We start from the raw sequence: 22,492 nt of genomic DNA on the forward strand, positions 1-22,492 counted from the left end.
GCGCGCACGAATGCTGCTATATTGATGGAAATATTGCAAACCTGGCATGTGTGGATGATGACGATGAAAATAGCTTGCAAGCTTGTCACCGCGGTCTGGCTGTGCGCGGCGGTGCAGGCCGGGGCCCAGGCGCTGGATACGACGCCGGGAGCGGGAGCGGGAGCGGCACCGCCACTGACGCAATCGATGATACGCGACGCCGTGCGCGCCGTACTGGCGGAAGAGGCGCAGGCGCGCGACGCACTTCCGCAGCCGGCCATGCAGCAGGTGACGATACGCGCCGACCGGAAATACGAGCAGTTCTCCGCCGCCTTCGCCGAGGCGAAGGTGCCCGACTGCCTGCACGCCGACGGCTTGAAGCGCCAGCCCACCAGCATCGGCCCGATCGGCATCGGTGGCGTGTATGCCTTGCCCTTCGTGGCGATCGCCAAGCTGCGCGGCAAATGTAACTAGCCGGCCGCCGCCTGGCGGCGCACGCCGGGGCTGGCAAGTGGCGCGCGCCTGGCGTATGCTGCGCGTATTTGCTGCCTGATCTTACAAGGAATCCCCCGTGCGCTGCCTGGTCATCGAAGACGAAGCCGAAACTTCCCGTTACATTTGTGCCGGCCTGCGCGAGGCGGGCCACGACGTCACCGCCTGCGACAATGGCATCGACGGCATGCGCCTGGCCTGCGGCGAGGACTGGGATGCGCTGGTGCTCGACCGCCTGCTGCCCGGCGAGATCGACGGCCTGGCCATCGTCGCGCGCCTGCGCGGCATGGGCCGCAACACGCCCGTGCTGGTGCTGTCGGCCCTGTCGAGCGTCGACGAACGCGTGCGCGGCCTGCGCAGCGGCGGCGACGATTACCTGTCGAAACCGTTCGCCATCGCCGAACTGCTGGCGCGCATCGAGGCGCTGCTGCGCCGCGCCGCGCCCGTGCCCGAATCGACGCAGCTGCAGGTGGCCGACCTGGTGCTCGACATGCGTACCATGCGCGTGACGCGCGCCAACCGGCAAATCGCCCTGCAGCCGCGCGAATTTCGCCTGCTGGAATACCTGATGCGCCACCAGGGGCAGTCCGTCACGCGCGCCATGCTGCTCGAAGCCGTGTGGGACTACCATTTCGACCCGCAGACCAACGTCATCGACGTGCAGGTGAGCCGTTTGCGCACCAAGGTGGACAAGGAGTTTTCTCCGCCGCTGATCCACACGGTGCGCGGCGTCGGCTACACCTTGGGCGTGCTCGACAGTGCGTAACTTGCACCGCTCGATCGCGGCCCGGCTGGCGCTCGGCTATGGCGTGCTGGTGGTCGTGTCGATCAGCATCGTCTGCGCCGTGTTCTATTTCGGCACCATCGGCGTGCTCGATCGCAGCGTGGACCGCAAGCTGACCCTGCTCTCGGAGCGCCTCGCCGCGCTGTACGAGCAGGGCGGCAGCAGCCGCACGACGGCGGAAATCGCCCATCTGCTGACCGACCGCACCGACAGCGACACGGAGATCTTTTTGCTGGTCGATGCCGATGGCCGCCGCGTGGCAGGCAATCTGTCGTCCTGGCCCGACCTGGGCAGCCCCGTGGGCCGCCTGCTGCACCGCGACGTCACGCGCGAAGGGCGCCGGGTGCCCGCGCGCATGCTGATCCGCGACCTGACGGGCGGCGCGCGCCTGTTCGTCGGACGCGACATGGAGGAGGGCAAGTCGATCCGCACGCTGGTGCTGCGCTCGCTGGCCTATGGCGGCGGGGTGGCCATCGTGCTGGTGGTGGCGGGCGCCTGGCTGTTCCGCCGCCAGCTCGAGGCGCGCATCGGGCAGATCCGCCGCACGGCGGGCGAGATCGAGGCGGGCGACCTGAGCAGGCGCATTCCCGTCTCCAGCGAGGATGAATTCGGCTTGCTGAGCCGCGACATCAACCGCATGCTCGACCGCATCGAACACCTGATGGAAGGCGTGCGCCACGTGTCGAACGCCATCGCGCACGACTTGCGCACGCCGCTGGGACGCATCCGCAACAAGCTCGATGGCGCCTTGCGCCAGCAGCAGGGCGTGGCCGGCTACGAGAGCGCCGCGCAGGCGGCCATCGACGACATCGACGATCTGACGCGCGTGTTCGACAAGCTGCTGCAGATCGCGGCGGCCGAATCGGGCATGCGTCCCGAGAATTTCGACGACATCGACCTGCACCAGATCGGCGCCGACATCGTGGAAATGTATGAAGCGACGGCCGACGAGCAGGGCGTGCTGCTGGTGCAGATGTATGGCGAGGCCGTGCCGGCGCGCGGCGACCGCAACCTGCTGGGCAGCGCGCTGGCCAGCCTGGTCGACAACGCCATCAAATATGCGGGGCAGGGCGCCACGGTGGAAGTGTCGGCCGGCAGCGATGCGCAGGGCAGCTGGCTGGCCGTGCGCGACAACGGCCCCGGCGTGCCAACGGAAGAACTGCCGAAGCTGACGCAGCGCTTCTACCGCCTCGACAAGAGCCGCCATTTGCCCGGCAATGGCCTGGGCCTGTCCATCGTGGCGGCCATCGCGGCCCTGCATGGGGGCAGTCTGGAAATCGAGGATGCGGCGCCGGGCTTGCGGCTGCGTTTGCACCTGCTGCGCTAGCGTAGGCAGGCAGCACATTACCAACTTGTAACCCCCATTGTTTTAGCTCCCACCTATCATCCGCTCTACCCGGCGTAGAGCGGCTGCATGCGTGCTGCCGCCTGTTTCGGGCTGCCGCGGCCCCGCCGCGTTCTGTTTGCCGAGACCTGTTGTAGAAGCATACGCATGCATACTTTTGCCATCATCGAGGAGCGCGCCGCGCTGCCCGCATTGCGCCAGCATGGCCACCGCCTCAAAGCCGCGCTGGGCGCCATCGTCTTTCCCCTGCAGCGCGCGCGCTGGCTAGCCTTTGTCGCAGGCACGCCTGGCCTGGCGGCGCTGGCGCACGCCCATCCCAGCCTGCTGTACAAGATTTACCGTCCCTACGCCAGCCGCCAGTTTGGCTGCGCGGCGAGGGTGGACCTGCTGCGCGGGCATTACCGCTTCCTGTGGCAGGCGGGCGCGCGGCCGCTGGTGGAATACGCGGCGCGCCGCGCGCTGGTGCTGGCCGCCATCGAGGGCAAGGATGGCGCCACCTACCGCCTGCAGCTGACGGCCATCCATGACAGCCACCGCGAGGGCGACCTGTGCCTGCGCCTGACGCGCGACGGCGTGTCGCTATACCTGGCCAGTTTCCTGTTCCGTCCCCAGCCCGGCGGCGCCGTCATCCAGCTGGGCGCCTTGCAGGGACTGCGCTCGCGGGCGGGCGCGCAGGCGGTGAAGGAAGCGACGCGGGCGCTGCACGGCTGCCGGCCGAAGAACCTGATGGTGGCCGCCTTGCGTGACCTGGGCGATTTTTTCGGCTGCGGCCACCTGGATCTGGTCAGCAACGCCAACCGCATCGCGCTGAACTGGCGCCGGCGCCGCCACATCTCGTGCGACTACGACCTGGCGTGGCGTGAGCTGCATGCGCTGCCTGCCGGCGACGGCAATTACAGGCTGCCATGCGGCCCTTGCCGGATGCCCGACCTGGAACTGGTGCCGTCGAAAAAACGCGCCGATGCGCGCCGCCGCGGCGCCATGCTGGTGCAGCTGGCGGCGGACATGCGCTGGCAAGTGGCGGCCCTGTTGCAGCCGCAATGACGGCGCAGGGCGGCATTTTTTGACCTGCGCGGCTTTTTTGCCGGGCGGCCCGGCGCAAGCGGCGCGATCGGCGTATACTTGCTGGCGTTGTTAACCTGAAGCCAGTCACCCCATGCCAGCACAATTCCCCACTTCGCGCATGCGCCGCCTGCGCGCGACCCCGCAACTGCGCGAGCTGTTCCGCGAAACCGAGATCAATCCGCGCGACCTGGTCCTGCCGATCTTCGTCGACGAAGGCAGCAGCGATTTCATCGACATCAAGTCCATGCCCGGCGTGCGCCGCATTCCCGAAGCGAAGCTGGCGCAGGAAATCGAGCGCTACGCGCGCGCCGGCCTGCGCTCCGTCATGACCTTCGGCATTTCGCACCACAAGGACAGCCACGGCACGGACACCCTGAACCCGGACGGCCTGGTGGCGCGCATGTCGCGCATCATCAAGGACGCCGTGCCGGAAATGGTCGTCATGTCCGACACCTGCTTCTGCGAATACACGGACCACGGCCATTGCGGCATCCTGCATGGCGACACGGTCGACAATGACAGCACGGTGCTGAACCTGGGCAAGCAGGCCGTCATCGCGGCCCAGGCGGGCGCCGACATCATCGCCCCGTCGGCCGCCATGGATGGCCAGGTGGCGGCCATCCGCAGCGCGCTCGATGCGGCCGGCTTCCACGACACGCCCGTGATGGCGTATTCGACCAAGTTCGCCTCGGGCCTGTACGGCCCGTTCCGCGACGCGGCCGGCAGTACCCTGAAGGGCGACCGCAAGACCTACCAGATGGACCCGATGAACCGCCGCGAAGCGGTGCGCGAGTCCCTGATCGACGAAGCCGAAGGCGCGGACGCGCTGATGGTGAAACCTGCGGGCGCCTACCTGGACATCATCCGCGACCTGCGCGAAGTGACGCGCCTGCCGATTGGCGCCTACCAGGTCAGCGGCGAATACGCGATGATCAAGTTCGCCGCCCAGGCGTGCGCCATCGACGAGCGCCGCGTGGTGCAGGAAACCCTGGGCGCCATCAAGCGCGCGGGCGCGGACATGATCTTTACGTATTTTGCGATGGATGTGCTGAATAATCCGTATTGAGCATTCCCGGCGTTTTTCTCACCCCGAAAGCAAATTCCGGGGTCAGACCCGGCGGGTCTGACCCCAGCATTTACGCTGCAGGGGTTCTCTCTGCATTCCTCACGCCCATGCCCCTGAAAATCTCCCGCATCCTGCACGCCGGCTATGTCTTCGAATGCGAAGGCACGGCCATCGCCTTCGATCCCATCGTTGAAAACCCGTTCAGCCGCAACTGCCACGCGTTTCCGTCCGTGCGCTTCGACCTCGACGCCGTGCGCCGGCTGCGCTGGGATGCCGTCTTCATTTCGCACTTCCATGACGACCACTGCTCGCTCGACAGCCTCGACGTGCTCGACCGCGCCACGCCCATCTATCTGTACTGCGTCTTCGACGAACTGTTCGCGATGATCCGCGCGCTGGGTTTTACCGCCGTCGAGCGGCTGCACGTCGACGTGCCCGTGCGCGTGGGCGCCATCGAGGTGATCCCGCGCCGGGCGCTGGACGACGATGTCGACTCGCTGTTCCAGTTGCGCGCGGCGGGTTTGAACGTATTGAACGTCGTGGACTCGTGGATCGGCCCCGAGACGCTGGCGCAGCTGGCCGCGTTCGCGCCCTGGGACATGGTCTTGTGGCCGTTCCAGACCATGCGCGAGATCGCCGTCATCGCGCCGTCGCTGGCAGCGCGAGGCCCGGTCGAGCTTCCCGACGACTGGGTGCCACAGCTGCGCGCGCTGGCGCCCCGTTACCTCGTGCCCAGCTCCTGCCAGTTCGTGCAGGAAGACTGGTCCTGGTACAACCACGCGATGTTCCCCGTTACCTACCGCCGCTTTGCCGATGAAATCGGCGCCGCGCTGCCCGAGGCGCACATCTTCCGCCTCGACCCGTCGACGTCCGTGCTGCTCGATGCGCACGGAGTGAGCAGCGCCGAACCCTTGCCCTGGGTGATTCCAGTGGGTCCGCAAGACGTGGATTTCGACTACCGTCCCGACGCAACGCCGCCCGCCACGGCGGATATCGCCCGCCGTTTCGCGCCCTTGAGCGATGCCGACGCAGCGCTGGTGCTCGATTTCTGCCAGGGTGGCTTGCTCGAGCGCTATCGCGACATGGAACTGCCCGAGGACAGCTACTTCCAGCAACCGCGCCTGTGGCGCTTGGCCCTGTACGGCCATGACGGCGCGGCCACGGTCCTGCATTACCGCACGCACGGCGACTTGATCGACCTCGTGCCCGACACCGGCGAGGCGCCCGGCTGGACCACCGAGGTGCCGCTGGTGAAATGCCATGCGGCGCTGGTGCTGGGCGAATCGCTGACGTCGATGTACATGCGCATCAACGATGGCCCGTTCGATGCCGGGGCGTGGGCCGCACTGGCGGAGGCCGACATCGTCGACGACCCGCTGATCCGCTGCCTGTTCAATGACGCCATCGGTGCCTACCAGGCGGCGCAGCTCAAGCGCTTGCTGGCCCGCTGAAGAAAGTCGCGCGACAGAGTAAGATAGCTGCTTCTGACTAGAACGGGAAAGACACCATGGCACAAGACAACGAAACCGCGATCCTGGCCGGCGGCTGCTTCTGGGGCGTGCAAGATTTGCTGCGCCGCTATCCGGGCGTGATCGCCACGCGCGTGGGCTACAGCGGCGGCGACGTCGCCAACGCCACCTACCGCAACCACGGCACGCATGCGGAAGCGATCGAGATCATCTTCGACCCGAGCACCATCAGCTACCGCAAGATCCTGGAATTCTTCTTCCAGATCCACGATCCCAGCACGCCGGACCGCCAGGGCAACGACCGCGGCACCAGCTACCGTTCGGCCATCTTTTACACGAACGATGAGCAAAAGCGCGTGGCCGAAGACACCATCCGCGACGTCGACGCCTCGGGCCTGTGGCCCGGCAAGGTGGTGACGGAAGTGGCGCCGGCCGGCCCGTTCTGGGAAGCGGAACCGGAGCACCAGGATTATCTGCAGCGCTTGCCGCACGGCTACACCTGCCATTACATCCGGCCGGACTGGGTCTTGCCGCAGCGTCAACAATAAGCGTCACGGGAGACGGCCATGCGCTATTGGCAGGTGGAGCGGCGGCAGGCGGAAGGGCAGCTGGATCTGGGGCGCGCCCTCGATCTGGTGGCCGCCATCGGCCATGCCGACGTGAATGCCGTCGCCGGGGCCATCCTGAAGACGGTCAGCACGGCCGCGCCCATTTCCCAGTGCACGATCTTTGCCTATGAATTCGGCAACCGGCCCCGCACGGTGGCCGTGGCCGACCGGCGCGGCGGACGTTTCCTGCAGGATATCGCGGACAGCTACGCGCGCCATTACTATGCGCTCGACGGCAACCAGCGCGTGATCGCGCCCGCGCCCGGGCGGAAAATCGATCCCGCCATCGTGCTGCACCAGCAAGCGAGCGACGAGATCGACCATCCCGGCTACCGCGCCACCTGCTATCAAAAACCGAATGTCTCGGACCGGCTGTCCCTGCTGGTGCAGCCGGCCGGCGATATCTGGTTATCCGTCAATTTTTACCGCGACAGCAGCCAGGGCCAGTTCCAGCCTGGCGAAATCGCCGCCATCGAAACCCTGTCACCGCTGTTCGCCCATGCGGCCAGGCACCACTACAGCTTGAACGGCCAGCCCGCGCAGGGTGTCGCGCCCATGATGCTGGCAAGGCTGCGCCAGCATTGTCCCGCCTTGAGCAAGCGCGAACTGGACGTGCTGCGCTGCGTGCTCGAAGGCTTCACGGCCGTGGAAATCGCCGAGACCATGGGCGTGCAGCCATCAAGCGTCATCACCTACCAGAAGCGCGCGTATAAACGCCTGGGCATTTCCAGCCAGCGCCAGTTGTTTGCGCTGTGCATGGCGCCAGCACCTGTCTAGTCCCTTGGACGTAGGGACGGCTCCGCCTTTTTGACGGTGTTCGCCGCGAAATGTCCCCAAAATGGGGACAGGGTTCGCGGTGCGCGTCTGCATACTGTGTTGCAAGCCGGGATCACCCGGCCGCCCTCACCCAATAAAATCAACAAGGGGAGGGCGACACCTTATGGAGACAAGCATGACCATCGCCCAAGGGGCCACCCCCGCCATCGCCGCCACCCCGGCGCCCGCCCTCGACGCGGCCAGCGTGCAACTGGAACAGCAGGTGATGCGCAAGGTATCGCGCCATCTGCTGGGATTTTTATTCCTGTTGTTCGTGTTTTCCTTTCTTGACCGCATCAACATCGGCTTTGCCGGCCTGACCATGATGCAAGACCTGGGCCTGTCCGGCACCCAGTTCGGCTTTGCCACCACGCTGTTCTACATCGCCTACATCGCTTGCAGCATTCCCAGCAACATCGTGCTGGCACGCATCGGCGCGCGTAAATGGATCGGCAGCATGATGATCGCCTGGGGCCTGGCCTCGACGGCAACCCTGTTCGCCAGCGGCCCGGCCAGCTTGTATGCGCTGCGCTTTTTAGTGGGTGTGACGGAGGCGGGCTTTCTGCCCGGCATGCTGCTCTACCTTACGTACTGGTTTCCCAGCGCCTACCGGGCACGGGCCAATGCCCTGTTCATGATCGCCATGCCCGTCACGGCCGCCATCGGTTCGGCCCTGTCGGGCCTGATCCTGGGGCTGGACGGTCACTGGGGCTTGAAAGGCTGGCAATGGCTGTTCTTGCTCGAAGGCATGCCTTCCGTGCTGCTGGGCCTGGCCGTCTACGGCTACCTCGACGACGCGCCCAACAAGGCAAACTGGCTGTGCAAGCTGGAACAGCAGGTGCTGGCCCGCATGCTGGCGGCCGAGCACAAGCCTGATGCGCCCCGGCAAAAAGTCTCCGTGCTGGCGGAAATGCTGTCGCCCACCGTGCTGAAATTCGGCATCGCCTACTTTTGCCTGGTGAATACCCTGGCCATGGTGGCCGTGTGGACGCCGCTGATCGTGAAAAGTTTCAATAGCGGCGCCAGCAACACCCAGATCGGGCTGCTGGCGGCGATACCGCAAGTGTGCACCGTGATCGGCATGATCGTCTGGGGCCGCCGCTCGGACCGCTTGCAGGAGCGCCGCTGGCATATCGTCTGGCCCATGCTGCTGTCGGCCTTTGGTTGGCTGTTGACCGCCTATTCTGGCAACCCTTTGGTGCAACTGCTGGGCGTGTGCATGGCCTCGACGGGCGCCTACACGGCCATGTCCGTCTTCTGGACCACGCCGGACCGGGCCCTGAGCCTGGGCGCGCGCGCCATCGGCATCGCCGTCATCAATGCCACGGGCAATATCGGCTCGGCCCTGAATCCCGTCGTCGTGGGCTGGCTGAAGGATTTCACGCACAGCTTTGCCACGGGCTTGCTGTATGCGAGCGTGCTGCTGGTGGCCGGTGCTGCCATCGTGCTGACCTTGCCCATCGCGCGCAGCAGCAAATAATATTGTTGAAGAGGGAACATTATGAGCGATACATTCCACCCTTATCCCCATGTGCCGAAAGTGTATCCGCCCGGCAAGGCTGCGGGCGCCGGCACGCAGCGTGTCCCGGTGCTGATCGTTGGCGGCGGCCCCGTGGGACTGGCCACGGCCCTGGGCCTGGCGCGCCACGGCGTGCGTTCGGTGCTGATCGAGGCGGACGATGGCGTCTGCACGGGCAGCCGCGCCATCTGCATCTCGCGGCGCAGCCTGGAAATCATCGACCGCCTCGGTGCGCTCGACGGTTTTATCAGTAAAGGCTTGCCGTGGGCGGGCGGCCGCAGCTTTTACCGCGACGAGGAAGTGCTGCAATTTACGATGCCGCAAGACGCGAACCAGAAATTGCCGCCGATGGTCAACCTGGCGCAATACCATATCGAGCAATTCCTGCTCGATGCGGCCGAACGCCAGAGCGAGCTGATCGATATCCGCTGGCAAACGCGCGTCACTGGCGTGCAGCAGCGCGCCGATGGCGCCACGGTCACGCTGGCTACGCCCGATGACACCTACGCCATCGACGCGGATTGGCTGGTGGCGGCCGATGGCGGGCGCAGCGCCGTGCGCGAGGCACTGGGCTTGAAATTGCAGGGCACCAGCTATGAAGGCCGCTATGTCATCGTCGATATCCATCTGAAAAGCGAGCGCCCCACGGAGCGCCTCGCGTATTTCGACCCGCCGTCGAACCCCGGCTCGACCGTGCTGGTGCACAAGCAGCCCGACGATATCTGGCGCATCGACTACCAGCTGCGCGACGACGAGGATGCGCAGGCGGCCGTGCTGCTGGAAAACGTGGCACCGCGCGTCGACAGCCTGCTGGCCATGATGGGGGAGACACAGCCATGGCATCCCGTGTGGATCACCATCTACAAGGCCAACGCGCTGACACTGGAAAAATACCGCCACGGCGCCGTGCTGTTCGCGGGCGATGCGGCCCACCTGGTGCCCATCTTCGGCGTGCGTGGGGCCAATTCCGGCATCGACGATGCGGACAATCTGGCCTGGAAGCTCGCCTACGTCGTCAAGGGCCGGGCGCCGGATAGCTTGCTCGACAGCTATTCGAACGAACGCGTGTTCGCCGCCCATGAAAACCTGCGTCACGGCACGAAAAGCACGGAATTCATGGCGCCGCCCACGTTCGCCTTCGAGCTGATGCGCACGGCCGTGCTGGGCCTGGCGGGCAAGCATGCGCACGTGCGCTCGCTGATCAACCCGCGCCAGACCAGCGCCATCGCGTATGCGCAATCGGCCTTGAATGCGCCTGAGCTGGACGTGTTCGCGGCCGGTCCCGCGCCCGGCACGGTCTTGCCCGAGTGCCCGCTGGCGCTGCCGCACAACGGCGGCCAAAAAGCGCGGTATATTACCGATTTGCTCAAACGCGCGGATGGCCATTTCACGGGCCTGTATTTCAGCGAGGATGGCGCCGTGCCCGCGGAACTGCTGGCGCTGGGCGACAGCTTGCCGTTGACGACCGTGGCGATCGCCCGCAGCGGCGCGCAAGGGGGCGCCTGGGACCACACGGCGCAGGTATGCTCGCTGTTTGACGCGCAGCCCGGCACGTTTTATCTCGTGCGCCCGGATGGGCACGTGCTGGGGCGCTGGCGCGAGGTGAGGGTGGGGCAGGTGGCGGATGCTTTGAAACGGGCATTGTCTTGAACCAAACCCAGTGGCAAATTCCGGGGTCGGAAGGGGGCGCCGAGTCCCTGAGGGTCCGCCCCCAACTCTTCCGCTTTTTGGGTTAACGAAGGAAGAGCACAGTAAATCAGGAGATCATATGACCGACATCGAACTCGATAATTTATACACCGAGCTGTGCCACACCATGGGCGGCCTGGGCGAGCAGCGCTCGCCGCTGTTCCTGGCCCGCTTCGCCTTGCTGGCCATGGGCGCCATCGGCCAGGCCGACGTGGTGCAAGGCTTGCTGCGCGACGCGGCCGACGGCCTGGCGGAGCGCGCATGATAGGCGCCGGCTACCAAAGCGGCTTCGGCAACGAGTTTGCCACGGAAGCCATCCCCGGTGCCTTGCCGCAGGGGCAAAATTCGCCGCAGCAAGCGCCGCTGGGCCTGTATGCGGAACAATTGTCGGGCACGGCCTTCACGGCGCCGCGCGCGCAGAACCGGCGTTCCTGGCTGTACCGCATCCGTCCCGCCAGCCAGCATCCGCCGTTTACATTGGCTGAAAACACGCGCATCGTCAGCGATTTCCACGCCATGCCGCCGACGCCGCCGAACCAGCTGCGCTGGGACCCGCTGCCGCTGCCCGACGGCGCCACGCCGGTCGATTTCATCGACGGCTGGCAAACGATGGCGGGAAACGGCAGCGCCGAAGCGATGAGCGGGTGCGCCATCCACGTGTATACGGCCAACCGCTCCATGCAGCGTTTCTTTTATTCGGCCGACGGCGAATTGCTGGTCGTGCCGCAGGAAGGGCGGCTGGCGATTGCCACGGAACTGGGGCTGATCGAACTGGAACCGCAGGAAATCGCCGTGATCCCGCGCGGCGTGCGCTTCCGCGTGACCCTGCCGGACGGCAAGGCGCGCGGCTATGTCTGCGAAAATTTCGGCACGGCTTTCCGCCTACCGGACATGGGGCCCATCGGCTCGAATGGCCTGGCCAACAGCCGCGACTTCCTCACGCCGCACGCGGCCTACGAGGATATCGACGGCGATTGCGAATTGGTGGCCAAGTTCGGCGGCCACCTGTGGCGCACGACGCTCGACCATTCACCGTTGGACGTCGTCGCCTGGCATGGCAATTACGCACCGTATAAATACGATTTGCGCCGCTTTAATGTCATCGGCTCCATCAGCTACGACCATCCGGACCCGTCGATCTTCCTCGTGCTGCAGGCGCCGAGCGAAAATCCGCTGCTGGGCGCCATCGACTTCGCCATCTTCCCGCCCCGCTGGCTGGCCGCCGAGCACACGTTCCGCCCGCCCTGGTTCCACCGCAACGTGGCCAGCGAATTCATGGGGCTGATCCACGGCGTGTACGACGCCAAGGCGGCCGGTTTCGTGCCGGGCGGCGCCAGCCTGCACAACTGCATGTCCGGCCACGGCCCCGATGCGCAGACGTTCGAAAAAGCCTCGCACGGCGATACGTCCGCGCCCGTGAAGGTGGCCGATACCATGGCTTTCATGTTCGAGACTCGCACCATCCTCAAGCCCACGCCGTTCGCGCTGGACGGCGGCCTGCTGCAACACGATTATTTCGAGTGCTGGCAAGGCTTGCGCAAGCATTTCGATCCGGATCCTGATTGATCAGGCGGCCCGCGCCCGCGTATGCGGGTTGGCGGGCCGGTCGAGGCCCAGGTGGCCGCGCAGGGTGCTGCTGGCATACTCGGTGCGGAACAGGCCGCGCCGCTGCAGTTCCGGCACCACCAGCCGCGTAAAGTTCTCGAAACCTTGCGGCAGCAGGGGCGGCACGATGTTGAAGCCGTCCGCGCCCCGTTCCACGAACCACTGCTCCATCACGTCGGCCACCGTCTTGACGGAGCCGATCGCTTGCAGGTGGCCGCGCGCCACGCGAAAGCGCAGCACCAGCTGGCGCAAGGTCAGGTTCTCGCGGCGGGCCAGCTCCAGCTGCTGTTGAAAGCGCCCCTTGCCATTGTCGCCCGCCTGGTAGGGCAGGTCGGGCAGGGGCCGTCGAGCGGGTAGCCGGACAAGTCGAAGCCGCCAAATTCCAGGTTGCTGAAGTCGACCAGCGCCTGCAGCTCGCCGAACTGGTCTTGCGCCTGCTGGTCCGATTCCGCCACCACCACGGACAGCCCGGGCGTGACTTTCAATTGATCTTCCGTGCGTCCGTATGTCGCCATGCGGCCTTTCACGTCCGCGTAATACGCCTGCGCCACGGGCAGCGAGGTGGCGGAGCAGTACACCATCTCGGCCAGCCGCGCGGCAAATTCGCGGCCCGTCTCGGAATTGCCCGCCTGGACCAGCACGGGGTGGCCCTGCACGGGACGGGGCAAGTCCAGCAAGCCTTGCGAGGCGAAATACTCGCCCCGGAAATCGAGCGCATGGCCCGCTGCCGGCTGGTAGAACCGTCCGCCGGCGCGGTCGGGCCGGTCGAAGGCATCGTCGTCCCAGCTATCCCACAGGGCCTTGGACAGGGCAACGAATTCGTCGGCGCGCGCATAGCGCTGCGCGTGGCTGCGCGGTGCATCGATGCCGAAATTGTGCGCCGTATGCTCGGCGAACGAGGAAACGACGTTCCAGCCCGCGCGCCCGCCGCTCAGGTGGTCGAGTGAACTGAATTTGCGCGCCACGTGATACGGGTGCTCGTAATTCGTGTTGACGGTGGCGATCAGACCGATGTGGCTGGTGACGGCGGCAATCGCCGACAGCAGCGTGAAAGGCTCGAACGGCAGGCCGATGGCGGCGCGGCCCGTGTCCGGCGTGACGTCGCCGGCGCGGCCGATGAAGTCGGCGATGAAAAAGCTGTCGAACCTGGCCGCCTCGGCCAGCTGAGCTGCGTGCAGCCACCAGGCCAGGTCGGGCCGTCCGCTGGCGCTGGCCGATGGATGGCGCCAGGCAGCCGGATGATGGCCGTGGCGTTGCAAAAAGACGTTCAGGACGAGCTGGCGTGCTGGCATGGGGGAAGCTCCGTGGTGGGTTGGCGACATGATCTGCGTCAATACTGATGCAAGCTTCGGGCCAGCAAGGGGCCAGCGCCCGTATATGCAAAATCCGGATAAGCTAGCGCGGCACCATTCGTTCACGCCTGCAGATGGCACGCGGTATAGTCGGCCCATGGAACTCTTAGCCCACAATTTCAGCAGCGATTTCGCGCGCAGCGCCCACCTGGCCCGCGGCGCCAGCGCCGACGATGATGGTGCGCTCGTCGCCTTTCGCGACCCGCAGCAAATGAGCTTGCTGGTGCGCGCCACGGCCTTTGTCTTTGCCGACCCCCGTTCGCGCCAGTTGCACGAACTGATCGAACGCATCGCGCCCAGCGAGGCGACGGTGCTGATCACGGGTGAAACGGGGACGGGAAAAGAACTGATTGCGCGCCACGTGCACGGCTTGAGCGGACGCGCCGAGCAGACTTTCGTGGCGATCAACTGCGGCGCCTTTTCCGAAACCCTCGTCGAGAGCGAACTGTTTGGCTATGAAAAGGGCGCATTTACGGGCGCGCAGCAGGGCAAGCCGGGCTGGTTCGAGACGGCCAGCGGCGGCACCCTGTTCCTCGATGAAATCGGCGACTTGCCGCTGGCGATGCAGGTCAAGCTGCTGCGCGTGCTGCAGGAGCGCGAAGTGGTGCGCCTGGGCGCGCGGCGCGCCATTCCCATCGACGTGCGCCTGATCGCCGCCACGAACGTGGACCTGGCCGAAGCCGTGCGGGCCGGGCGCTTCCGCGAAGACCTGTATTACCGTCTGCAGGTGATCGGCCTGCCGCTGCGTCCCCTGCGCGAGCGTCCGGGCGACATCATGCCGCTGACGCGCCACTTCATGGCCATCTATGCGCAGCGCCTGCATCTGGGCGAGGTGGAGCTGGACCCCGATGCGCACGAGGCCTTGCTCGGCTATCCATGGCCGGGCAATATCCGCGAACTGGAAAACGTCATTCACCGCGCGCTGCTCGTGTGCCGCAGCGGCGTCGTGCGCGCCGAAGACCTGAGCTTGTCGGGCTGGCACCGCGCTCCGGCGCCTGCATCGGCCCCTGTGCCCGTGCCGGACGCGTGGGCCGGCGGCGCCGACATCGCCTACGCGGCCCACGGCGCGGCCGGCCAGGACGATTTATTGGCCGCCGAGCGCTTTGCCCGCGCCTGGCAAGCCTTGCTCGACTCGGGCGAGGCCGTGGAATTCGAAGCGATGCAGCAGGAACTGGTGCGCGCCGCGTGGGAGCGCAATGAGCGCAACCAGGTGCGCACGGCGAAACACCTGAACCTGAGCCGCAACATCCTGCGCACCTTTTTGAAAAAGGCGGGCGCCATCGACTAGGCGCGTGATGGATCTCCTGGAGCCGGACCCGCAGCGCTGCGGCTCCGGCTTTTTTCATGGCTGCTGCGCGTGCAGCACGCTGCTGCCGTGGATGCAGCTGATTGCTGCCAAATCAACAGAGAATGGCGCTGGCGGACCCACGGGGCATGGCATGCTTTCTGCGAGGAGGGAAGGGCAGGCCGCCGCGCCAATGTGCGGCGGTGTTTTCTTCGACCCACGACAGGAGTCCACGCATGACCATCGAATTCATCTGGCAATTGCCCACCAGCGGCGACGGCCGTTACGCGGCGCCCGGCATCACGCGCCGGGGCGAACGGGCCGCTGGCGCGCCCAGTCCCCTGCAGGCGGGCGTGAGCGACCCGCGCGGCGCGCGTCCGCCCTTCAATTACTTCGACTACCTGCACCAGATCGCCCGCGCGGCCGACCTGTCCGGCTTCGACGGCATCCAGGTGCGCCACGATACGCAGGGCGATGAAAGCTGGATCGTCGCCGGCTACCTGGCCCGCAGCACGCGCCACCTGAAGCTGATCGCCGAATTCGACGCGGCCTGGGGTTCTGCCGTGTATGCGGCAAAGAACGCCGTCAGCTTCCAGCGCTTCACGGGCGGGCGCTTCGCCTGGCAGATCGGCCACGGCGGCGATGCGGCGGCGCGCAGGCGCCAGGGCGATGCGGCGCCGGACGCCGATATTCTGCCCCGCATCGATGAATTCATCACGGTGGCGCGCGGCGTGCAGAACACGTCGCCGTTCAGCTTCAAGGGCAAGTTCTTCGAGGTGCAGGACGGCGGCTTCAAGGGCCCGCTGGCGAACCATCCCGTCAACGGCATCTACCTGACGGGCGAGACGCCCGAAGCGCTGGCCCTGTCGGCGCGCCAGGCCGACGTGCACGTCTTCGATGCGGCACCGCTGGCGGACTTGCAGCCTTCCATCGGCAGCCTGCAAACGCAGGCGCGCCAGCTGGGCCGCATCGTGGCGGCGGGCTTGCGCATCGACGTGCTGGCCCGTGAAACGTTCGACGAAGCCTTGCGCGACGCGCGCCGTTACCGCAGCGGCGCGGGCCTGCCAGATGAACTGCCGTCCGACGGCAGCGCCGCCGCGTTCTGGCCCGGCTTTGCGCAAGCGCAGACGGGCTCCCACGGCGCCCTGGTGGGCAGTTATGCGCAGGTGGCCGCCGCGCTGGAAGCGTACGCGCAGGCGGGCGTGTCGAGCTTCGTGCTGGCGGCCATCCCTCATTTCGAGGAAGCCTATCGCGTCGGCGAACACGTGCTGCCGCTCGTGCGCGCATCGTTGACGGCATCCGCGCTGAAAGCGGCCTGAATCTAACTTACCAAGGAGTACTTCACATGGCAATCGATTTTTTCTGGCGCATCCCCACGCATGGCGAACCAAGTTCGCACCGCGCCCGCACGCCGTTTCGCGGCGACTGGTTTCCCGGCAATGACAACCTGCGCCAGGCCGGCCTCGGTGGTGGTGGCGCCGACGGTTTTACGTATATCGACTACCTGGCGGAGATCGCCCGCGCGGCCGAGCTATCGGGCTTCCAGGGCGGCCTGATCCCGTCGTTTCCCATGACGGATGAACCGTGGGCCATTTCCGCGCTGCTGGCGCGCGAAACGCGCACTTTCCGCTTCATGATCCCGTTCCAGCCCGGCTTTCTGAACCCCGTGGTGGCCGCGCGCATGACGGCCAGCCTGCAGCGGGCCACGGGCGGCCGCGCCCTGTACAACGTCATCACGGGCGGCGGCGGCCCGGCACAGCTGTGGTGGGGCGATGCGGCCGGCCACGACGACCGCTACACGCGCACGACGGAATTCCTTGACGTGGTGCGCGGTGTGTGGCGCGGCGGACCGTTTTCCTACCAGGGCAAGTTCTACCAGGTGGAAGACGCGGGCCTGGCCACGCCGTTGTCCGAACAGGACTTCCCCGAGATCTATTTTTCCGGCTCGTCCGACGCGGCCCTCGGTTCGGCCTCGAAGCACGCCGATTACTACCTGACGTGGCTGGAACCGTTCGAGCAGCTGCGCGAGAAATTCGCCCGCGTGCAGGAAAAGACGGCGCTGCTGGGGCGCAAGATCAAGTGCGCCGTGCGCGTCGACATCGTCGCCCGCGCCACGGAAGAAGAAGCGTGGGACGAGGTGCGCAAGGGCTTTGAGGCCGTCGATGCGGCCACCCTACGCCAGTTCCTCGGCACCGATGGCGGCGATTCCGTGGGCGCGGCGCGCCAGCGGGGCAACCGCCCGACCACCTTGAACAGCTACAAGGACTTGATCACGGCGCCGAATATCTGGTCCGGCTTCAATCTGCTGCGCGGCGGGCAGACGCAGGGCATCGTCGGCAGCTACCAGCAGGTGGCCGAACGCCTGGACGAGCTGGTGCAGCTGGGCGCCGACGCCTTCATCCTGGCCAGCACGCCGCACCTGGAAGAAGCGTACAGGGTGGGCGAGGAAGTGCTGCCGCTCGTGCGCGGCCACACGGCGGCACTGCTGCGTGCCGCCTGATCCTTTCCCCTGTTGCCGCGACAGCAGCGCCACCGACTGCTGTCGCGCAGGCAGCACGCGGCGGCGGCGCTGCTGCCAAATCAACAGCACTACCATGATGATAGTCTCCCTTTGAAATCAAGCACTTAACTTCCATTTTGCTGCGCTGCGGCAGCGGGCACGCCACTTGCAATATAGGTCATCACCATCTCGCGTTTTGACTTTACTCAAGGATAATCACCCATGCGCCGTTCGACTGCCCCTGCCGCCTTCTCCCCATCTCCTCTTCATTTGACGCCAGTGCGCCGCGCGCTGCGCTCGGCCTTCGCCATCGGCGGCCTGATGCTCGCCCCAGGGTTGGCCCATGCGGAAACGCCTGGCGCCGATGTCATCGCTGCGGCTGACGCGAATGGCACCGGCGAGGGCGCCTCGCTGCAATCGGTGACGGTGACGGCGCAAAAGCGCGAAGAATCGGCGCAGAAGGTGCCCAGCGCGATCACGGTCCTGGGTGGCAAGGAGCTGCTCGACACGGGCATCGGCCGCTCGGCCAGCGAAATCCTCAATTACGTACCGAACGCCTCGGCCGGCACGCAGCAGCACGGCCGCCCGCGCTGGTGGATACGCGGCGTGGGTGCGGGCCAGCAGCAGGTGGACTTTCCGAATCCCGTCGGCTTCTACCTCGATGACGTCTACATCAGCAATTCCAGCGCCACGGGCTTTCCCCTGTTCGACCTGGACCGGGTGGAAGTGCTGCGCGGCCCGCAAGGCACCCTGTGGGGCAAGAACACGACGGGCGGCGCCATCAACGTGATCTCGCGCAAACCCTCGTTCAAGTCCAGCGGCTACGCCAAGCTCGACTACGGCAGCTACGACACCACCGTGGCCGAAGGCGCCATCGGCGGCGCGCTGGTCGACGAGGTGCTGGCGGGGCGGCTGTCCTTCCATACGGAGCAGCAGGACAGGGGCCGCTTCCGCAACCAGTTTACGGGCGAACGCGATGGAAAACTCAAGGACAGCGCCATCCGCGGCCAGCTCAAGGCCCTGATCGGGCGCGACCTGACGGCGAATCTGAACCTGCATTACCGCGACTACACGACCAAGGGCGCCACCACCACCGTGGCCAGCTATGGCGCCAATGGCGTGTACCGCAACGGCTACGTCCCCAGCACCAATCCCGACGACGTGAGCACGAATGCGCCGGCCGACAGCGACGTGAAACAGGGCGGCGCCCAGCTGAACCTCGAATATGCGCTGGGCGAACTGACCCTCACTTCCATCACGGGCTATGAAAATTTCAGGAACGAAGCCACGGGCGACAGCGACAATACGCCGCTGGAAGTGGGCCGCAGCCGTTCCAAGGCCAGCAGCCGACAAGTGTCGCAGGAGCTGCGCCTGACGTCGCCGCAGAACGGCGCCGTGAGCTGGGTGGCGGGTCTGTTCTACTTCAATGAAAAGATCGATGCCGATGCGGCCGGCGCGCGCCTGCCCAACGGTACCGTGCCGGCGCTGGCGGGCAGCACCCAGCCCGTTGGCTACAACCGTACCATTTACCAGCACAAGGCGCGCAGCGCGGCCATCTTCGGCAGCACGACCGTCAACTTCAGCGAGCAGCTGCTGTCCACGTTTGGCTTGCGCTGGACCACGGAAACCAAGGACCTGGACTTGCAGCGCGTGCAGGCCGCATCGAACACGGTGACGTTCGGCGACGCGGCCAGCTGGTGGAACACGGTCCGGGGCGGCAATTACACGGCCGCCTCCGTGGCCAACAACAATTTCACGTCGAATCCATCGACCACGTGGAACGCGCTGACGTATGACGTGACGCCCGAATACCGCTTCAGCCGCACCCTGCGCGGCTACCTGAAATACGCGCACGGCATCAAGTCGGGCGGCTACAACACGAGCGCCACGGACGTGCGGGCGCTCAATACGGTGAAGCCGGAAACCCTGAACTCGTTCGAGGCGGGCATCAAGTCCGAATGGCTGGACGGGCGCTTGAATTTCAACGCCAACGTTTTTCACTATGATTACAAGAACGTGCAGGTCAATATCACGGGCGTGTACAACGGCGACCCCACGCAAAGCGTCAATTACCTGCAAAACGTGCGCAAGGCCCACGTGAACGGCGCGGAATTCGAGATCGAGGCGCAGCCGACGGACAACCTGCACATCAACGCCAACCTGGGCCTGCTGCGCACGGAATTCGACGATTTCGCCATCCAGAACAATGGCGGCGACCGCTCCGGCAACGAATTCGTGCGCTCGCCCCACGTGACGGCGCTGCTGGCGGCCGACTACCGCTACCCGCTGGGCAATGGCGCGCAGCTGGTCTTCAGCGGCGACGTGCGCTATACGTCGAAGCAGTACTACTATGTCGACCCGCAAAGCGACGCGCGCGGCTTGCTGAACCAGGGCGGCTTCGCGCTGGCCAATGCCCGCCTGTCGTACGTGCTCCCGGGCGGCAAGCAGCGGATCACGGCATATGCGAACAACCTGGCCGATAAGGTCTACCGCAACCACACCTTGACCAGCTTCGTGCCGGGCGCCGTCAACGGCGACACCGTCATCATCGGCCAGGGCCGCACGGTGGGCGCGTCGTACACGGTGCAGTTCTGAGCGTGACTGCCTGAGGTAAAAAAGGCCGGCAAACTCGCCGGCCATTTTTTCTTCCAGTAGGTCGGCTCAGCGCAGCGGTAGGTCGGCTTAGCGCAGCGTAAGCCGACAACACCACTACGCCGCCACCCGCAGCAGCGCCTCCAGCCGCCGCTGGGCCTCTTCCAACGGCCGGCGGTCGATCCAGCTGTCGATATCGACGTCGCGGTCGAGAAAACCGTGCTGCAATTGAAAATCCTTCTGCTGGCGGAACAGCGCCACCTTGTCGTCGGACAGGTCGGGCGCCAGGGTCAGGTGAAAACCGTCGCGGTAGGCTTCGGCCACGGCGTCGGCGCCGGCCCGCGTCTCGCCCTGCAGGATGGCCAGCACCTCTTCTTTGTGGCTGCGCGCCCAGTGCGCGGCGCGCAAGGTCTGCGTCAAAAAGCGCACGACCAGCTCGAAATGCTGTTCCAGCATGGTTGCATGCACGGTGATCGGGCGCGGCGTGCCGTTGTTGACGCGGAAGCGCCGGTCGGGCAGGGCGTCGATGTCGATGGCCACTTCCAGCCCCGCCGCGCGCGCCGCTTCGGCCGCCGCCGCGCCTTTCACGTAGACGGCGTCGACTTCGCCGCGCAAGAGCGGGCCTATGCCTTGCCACAGGCCCGCGCCCAGATTGGCCGATGCCTGGGCGTCGGCACCCACTTCCACCAGCCGCACATCGTCGAGCGTGAGGCCGGCCGACGCCAGCACGCCCTTGTAGCCGGCCAGGCTCATGCCGCGCGCGATGCTGCGCCCGCGCCGGTTCTCGCGCAAGTCTTCAGCGCGGAACACGGGCAGCGCCAGCCGCTTGCCCTGCAGCTGCGCGGGCGTGGCGATGCCGGAACCGGGGCGCACGAGGATGGCTTGCCATTCATCGATCCACGTCAGGCCGATCAGGCGCGTGGGCGCTCCTTGCGCGCGCGCGGGCAAGGCCAGCAGGTTGCCCCCTTCGCGCACGAGCGTGGACAGGCCATGGTCGTAATGGTGGCGCGCCAGCTCGCCGCCCACTTCCTGCAGCGTCTTCAAGGCGATGCCGTCGCGGGCGAATTCTTCGTCCAGCCAGCCCAGTTTATAGGCCAGGCCCGTGGCCGTGGGCACGGGGCAGCGGGTGAACCAGACGGTATCGACGGCGGGGGCGGTTGCGGTGGTCATGGGATTCCTTGGTAAGGTGAGGAAGACCGAACGCTGCACGAAACATGCCTGCTGCCGGGGTCTGACCCGCCGGGTCAGACCCCGAACCGCGCTTGCTGGCTGGTAGACAGTGCATATCCGTACCACTGCTGCCATGCCAGCAGCCGCTGTTGCACAGGCAGCAGCGCTCCGTCATTTGTACGGCCCCGGCGCTGGCACGCGTCTTGCGAAAGTAGAGGCATGACTGATTCGTACCTCAACCTCAAGAATGGAGCATGACATGACGGACGTGGCACAAGCACAAGCACCAGAGCAAGTACAAACCCAGGATCTGACGGCGGCCGAACTGGCCTTCGTGGAACAGGTGCGGCGCGATGCGCAGATCGCCTTCGATGGCTTGCGCGAGACGGGCAGCCTGACGGCCAATGGCACGGTGGGCTTTGTCGAACGTACCCCTGGCGGCGACAAGGTCGTGGTGGTCAACGACCCGGGTCCGTTCCGCCGCGGCCAGCCCCTGAAGGCGGCCGTGCTGGCGCTGGACGGCACGGTGCTCGTGGGCGACGCCAACAACGGCGGCGCGCGTTACCTGAAACTGTTCCGCGAGCGGCCCGAGGTCACGTCGATCTCGCACGTGCACTCGCCGTCGCTGGGTGCGTGGGCGCAGACGCACCGCACCCTGCCGATCCGCTACGTGCCCGTGCAGCGCTTCCAGCTGATCCGCGAAATCCCCATCTATATCGACCGCCGCCAGCCCGAGGTCGATTTCATCCTCGGCGAAATCGCGCGCAATACGCATGCGACGGCCATCCTGGAAGCGAACGGCGGCGCCACCGTGTGGGGCAAGCAGGGCTTGCTGAAGCTGGCCGAATTCATCCTGCTGCTGGAAGAAGGCGCGCAGATCCAGATCGCGGCCGAAGCCATCGGCGGTTCACGCGACTTCGGCCCCGGCGTGCTGCTGCAGCAATGGAAGATGAGCAAGCTGATCGACACGGCGCGCGCCTTGTCGCTGCTGCCTGCCACCGATCTGGTCAACACCTGACCAAACCTGCTGCGCGTCGCGCCTTGCGGCCTGTGATGCTCGCTGTGCCTGTGCACAGCTGCGCTTCTCGGCCACAAATCGCTGCCGCTCGCGACGGTTTTGTCAGGCGTCGTTGTTTGAATGATCTTTAATCAAGAA

18 protein-coding genes and 1 pseudogene are annotated in these 22,492 nt (G+C 66.1%); 17 read left to right on the forward strand and 2 right to left on the reverse strand.

Translation table 11 applies throughout. The annotated features are described in order from the left end of the window. The first annotated feature begins 63 nt into the window (after nucleotides 1–63). From AC1RBA_RS02655 to hmgA, 12 genes are all read left to right on the forward strand, one after another. Nucleotides 64–453 carry a hypothetical protein gene (locus AC1RBA_RS02655; protein ID WP_492416429.1) on the forward strand — a complete coding sequence of 130 codons (390 nt, stop codon included), beginning with the start codon at nucleotides 64–66 and terminating at the stop codon, nucleotides 451–453. Between the two features lie 97 nt (nucleotides 454–550). After that, the gene (locus tag AC1RBA_RS02660; protein ID WP_070218452.1) at nucleotides 551–1,237 is read left to right on the forward strand and encodes a winged helix-turn-helix domain-containing protein; all 687 of its coding nucleotides are present in this window, start codon (nucleotides 551–553) and stop codon (nucleotides 1,235–1,237) included. Beyond that, a complete protein-coding gene (locus tag AC1RBA_RS02665) occupies nucleotides 1,230–2,582 on the forward strand; it encodes a sensor histidine kinase (protein WP_492401179.1) in 1,353 nt (450 codons plus the stop codon). Before AC1RBA_RS02660 ends, AC1RBA_RS02665 begins: the two co-directional genes overlap by 8 nt. Before the next feature lie 165 nt (nucleotides 2,583–2,747). Beyond that, nucleotides 2,748–3,644, forward strand: coding sequence for a VirK/YbjX family protein (locus AC1RBA_RS02670; protein WP_492416431.1), 897 nt, complete (start codon nucleotides 2,748–2,750; stop codon nucleotides 3,642–3,644). 112 nt (nucleotides 3,645–3,756) lie between these two features. After that, a complete protein-coding gene (hemB, locus tag AC1RBA_RS02675) occupies nucleotides 3,757–4,731 on the forward strand; it encodes a porphobilinogen synthase (protein ID WP_492416432.1) in 975 nt (324 codons plus the stop codon). A 107-nt stretch (nucleotides 4,732–4,838) separates the two neighbouring features. Continuing rightward, entirely contained in the window at nucleotides 4,839–6,182 is a 1,344-nt protein-coding gene (locus AC1RBA_RS02680; protein ID WP_492416434.1) for an MBL fold metallo-hydrolase, read from the forward strand. A gap of 56 nt (nucleotides 6,183–6,238) precedes the next feature. Beyond that, nucleotides 6,239–6,748 carry a peptide-methionine (S)-S-oxide reductase MsrA gene (gene msrA, locus AC1RBA_RS02685; protein ID WP_070218447.1) on the forward strand — a complete coding sequence of 170 codons (510 nt, stop codon included), beginning with the start codon at nucleotides 6,239–6,241 and terminating at the stop codon, nucleotides 6,746–6,748. 18 nt (nucleotides 6,749–6,766) lie between these two features. Next, nucleotides 6,767–7,585, forward strand: coding sequence for a helix-turn-helix domain-containing protein (locus tag AC1RBA_RS02690; protein WP_492416435.1), 819 nt, complete (start codon nucleotides 6,767–6,769; stop codon nucleotides 7,583–7,585). A gap of 175 nt (nucleotides 7,586–7,760) precedes the next feature. After that, nucleotides 7,761–9,104 carry an MFS transporter gene (locus AC1RBA_RS02695; protein ID WP_492416437.1) on the forward strand — a complete coding sequence of 448 codons (1,344 nt, stop codon included), beginning with the start codon at nucleotides 7,761–7,763 and terminating at the stop codon, nucleotides 9,102–9,104. Nucleotides 9,105–9,125: 21 nt separating this feature from the next. Then, on the forward strand, nucleotides 9,126–10,793 hold the full coding sequence (locus tag AC1RBA_RS02700; RefSeq protein ID WP_492416439.1) for an FAD-dependent oxidoreductase: 1,668 nt from the start codon (nucleotides 9,126–9,128) through the stop codon (nucleotides 10,791–10,793). Between the two features lie 118 nt (nucleotides 10,794–10,911). Further along, complete coding sequence (locus tag AC1RBA_RS02705; RefSeq protein WP_070218444.1) at nucleotides 10,912–11,097, forward strand: DUF2783 domain-containing protein; 186 nt, start codon at nucleotides 10,912–10,914, stop codon at nucleotides 11,095–11,097. Then, entirely contained in the window at nucleotides 11,094–12,398 is a 1,305-nt protein-coding gene (hmgA, locus tag AC1RBA_RS02710; RefSeq protein ID WP_492416440.1) for a homogentisate 1,2-dioxygenase, read from the forward strand. Before AC1RBA_RS02705 ends, hmgA begins: the two co-directional genes overlap by 4 nt. Here hmgA and AC1RBA_RS02715 read toward each other — a convergent pair. Then, a pseudogene (locus AC1RBA_RS02715) lies at nucleotides 12,399–13,729 on the reverse strand (LLM class flavin-dependent oxidoreductase). 157 nt (nucleotides 13,730–13,886) lie between these two features. On the opposite strand from AC1RBA_RS02715, the gene AC1RBA_RS02720 reads away from it, so the two are divergent. From AC1RBA_RS02720 to AC1RBA_RS02735, 4 genes are all read left to right on the forward strand, one after another. Beyond that, a complete protein-coding gene (locus AC1RBA_RS02720; RefSeq protein ID WP_492416442.1) occupies nucleotides 13,887–15,077 on the forward strand; it encodes a sigma-54 interaction domain-containing protein in 1,191 nt (396 codons plus the stop codon). Nucleotides 15,078–15,310: 233 nt separating this feature from the next. After that, entirely contained in the window at nucleotides 15,311–16,393 is a 1,083-nt protein-coding gene (locus AC1RBA_RS02725; RefSeq protein WP_070291427.1) for an LLM class flavin-dependent oxidoreductase, read from the forward strand. Between the two features lie 26 nt (nucleotides 16,394–16,419). Next, nucleotides 16,420–17,574 (forward strand): LLM class flavin-dependent oxidoreductase, encoded by a 1,155-nt coding sequence (locus AC1RBA_RS02730; RefSeq protein WP_121669612.1) that lies wholly within the window; start codon nucleotides 16,420–16,422, stop codon nucleotides 17,572–17,574. A gap of 222 nt (nucleotides 17,575–17,796) precedes the next feature. Then, complete coding sequence (locus AC1RBA_RS02735; protein ID WP_121669611.1) at nucleotides 17,797–20,169, forward strand: TonB-dependent receptor; 2,373 nt, start codon at nucleotides 17,797–17,799, stop codon at nucleotides 20,167–20,169. 114 nt (nucleotides 20,170–20,283) lie between these two features. Here AC1RBA_RS02735 and AC1RBA_RS02740 read toward each other — a convergent pair whose 3' ends face one another. Further along, the gene (locus AC1RBA_RS02740) at nucleotides 20,284–21,336 is read right to left on the reverse strand and encodes an ABC transporter substrate-binding protein (protein WP_070291424.1); all 1,053 of its coding nucleotides are present in this window, start codon (nucleotides 21,334–21,336) and stop codon (nucleotides 20,284–20,286) included. A gap of 259 nt (nucleotides 21,337–21,595) precedes the next feature. On the opposite strand from AC1RBA_RS02740, the gene AC1RBA_RS02745 reads away from it, so the two are divergent. Beyond that, complete coding sequence (locus tag AC1RBA_RS02745; protein WP_409028614.1) at nucleotides 21,596–22,354, forward strand: class II aldolase/adducin family protein; 759 nt, start codon at nucleotides 21,596–21,598, stop codon at nucleotides 22,352–22,354. Nucleotides 22,355–22,492: the final 138 nt, after the last annotated feature.

The sequence above is a fragment of the Janthinobacterium sp. GW823-FHT03B06 genome (assembly GCF_058796955.1).

Bases quoted from the DNA above. Each gene is read 5' to 3' on its own strand.
- AC1RBA_RS02655 (WP_492416429.1), top strand. From the start codon at position 64: ATGAAAATAGCTTGCAAGCTTGTCACCGCGGTCTGGCTGTGCGCGGCG.
- AC1RBA_RS02670 (WP_492416431.1), top strand. From the start codon at position 2,748: ATGCATACTTTTGCCATCATCGAGGAGCGCGCCGCGCTGCCCGCATTG.
- hemB (WP_492416432.1), top strand. From the start codon at position 3,757: ATGCCAGCACAATTCCCCACTTCGCGCATGCGCCGCCTGCGCGCGACC.
- AC1RBA_RS02680 (WP_492416434.1), top strand. From the start codon at position 4,839: ATGCCCCTGAAAATCTCCCGCATCCTGCACGCCGGCTATGTCTTCGAA.
- msrA (WP_070218447.1), top strand. From the start codon at position 6,239: ATGGCACAAGACAACGAAACCGCGATCCTGGCCGGCGGCTGCTTCTGG.
- AC1RBA_RS02690 (WP_492416435.1), top strand. From the start codon at position 6,767: ATGCGCTATTGGCAGGTGGAGCGGCGGCAGGCGGAAGGGCAGCTGGAT.
- AC1RBA_RS02695 (WP_492416437.1), top strand. From the start codon at position 7,761: ATGACCATCGCCCAAGGGGCCACCCCCGCCATCGCCGCCACCCCGGCG.
- AC1RBA_RS02700 (WP_492416439.1), top strand. From the start codon at position 9,126: ATGAGCGATACATTCCACCCTTATCCCCATGTGCCGAAAGTGTATCCG.
- AC1RBA_RS02705 (WP_070218444.1), top strand. From the start codon at position 10,912: ATGACCGACATCGAACTCGATAATTTATACACCGAGCTGTGCCACACC.
- hmgA (WP_492416440.1), top strand. From the start codon at position 11,094: ATGATAGGCGCCGGCTACCAAAGCGGCTTCGGCAACGAGTTTGCCACG.
- AC1RBA_RS02720 (WP_492416442.1), top strand. From the start codon at position 13,887: ATGGAACTCTTAGCCCACAATTTCAGCAGCGATTTCGCGCGCAGCGCC.
- AC1RBA_RS02725 (WP_070291427.1), top strand. From the start codon at position 15,311: ATGACCATCGAATTCATCTGGCAATTGCCCACCAGCGGCGACGGCCGT.
- AC1RBA_RS02730 (WP_121669612.1), top strand. From the start codon at position 16,420: ATGGCAATCGATTTTTTCTGGCGCATCCCCACGCATGGCGAACCAAGT.
- AC1RBA_RS02735 (WP_121669611.1), top strand. From the start codon at position 17,797: ATGCGCCGTTCGACTGCCCCTGCCGCCTTCTCCCCATCTCCTCTTCAT.
- AC1RBA_RS02740 (WP_070291424.1), bottom strand. From the start codon at position 21,336: ATGACCACCGCAACCGCCCCCGCCGTCGATACCGTCTGGTTCACCCGC.
- AC1RBA_RS02745 (WP_409028614.1), top strand. From the start codon at position 21,596: ATGACGGACGTGGCACAAGCACAAGCACCAGAGCAAGTACAAACCCAG.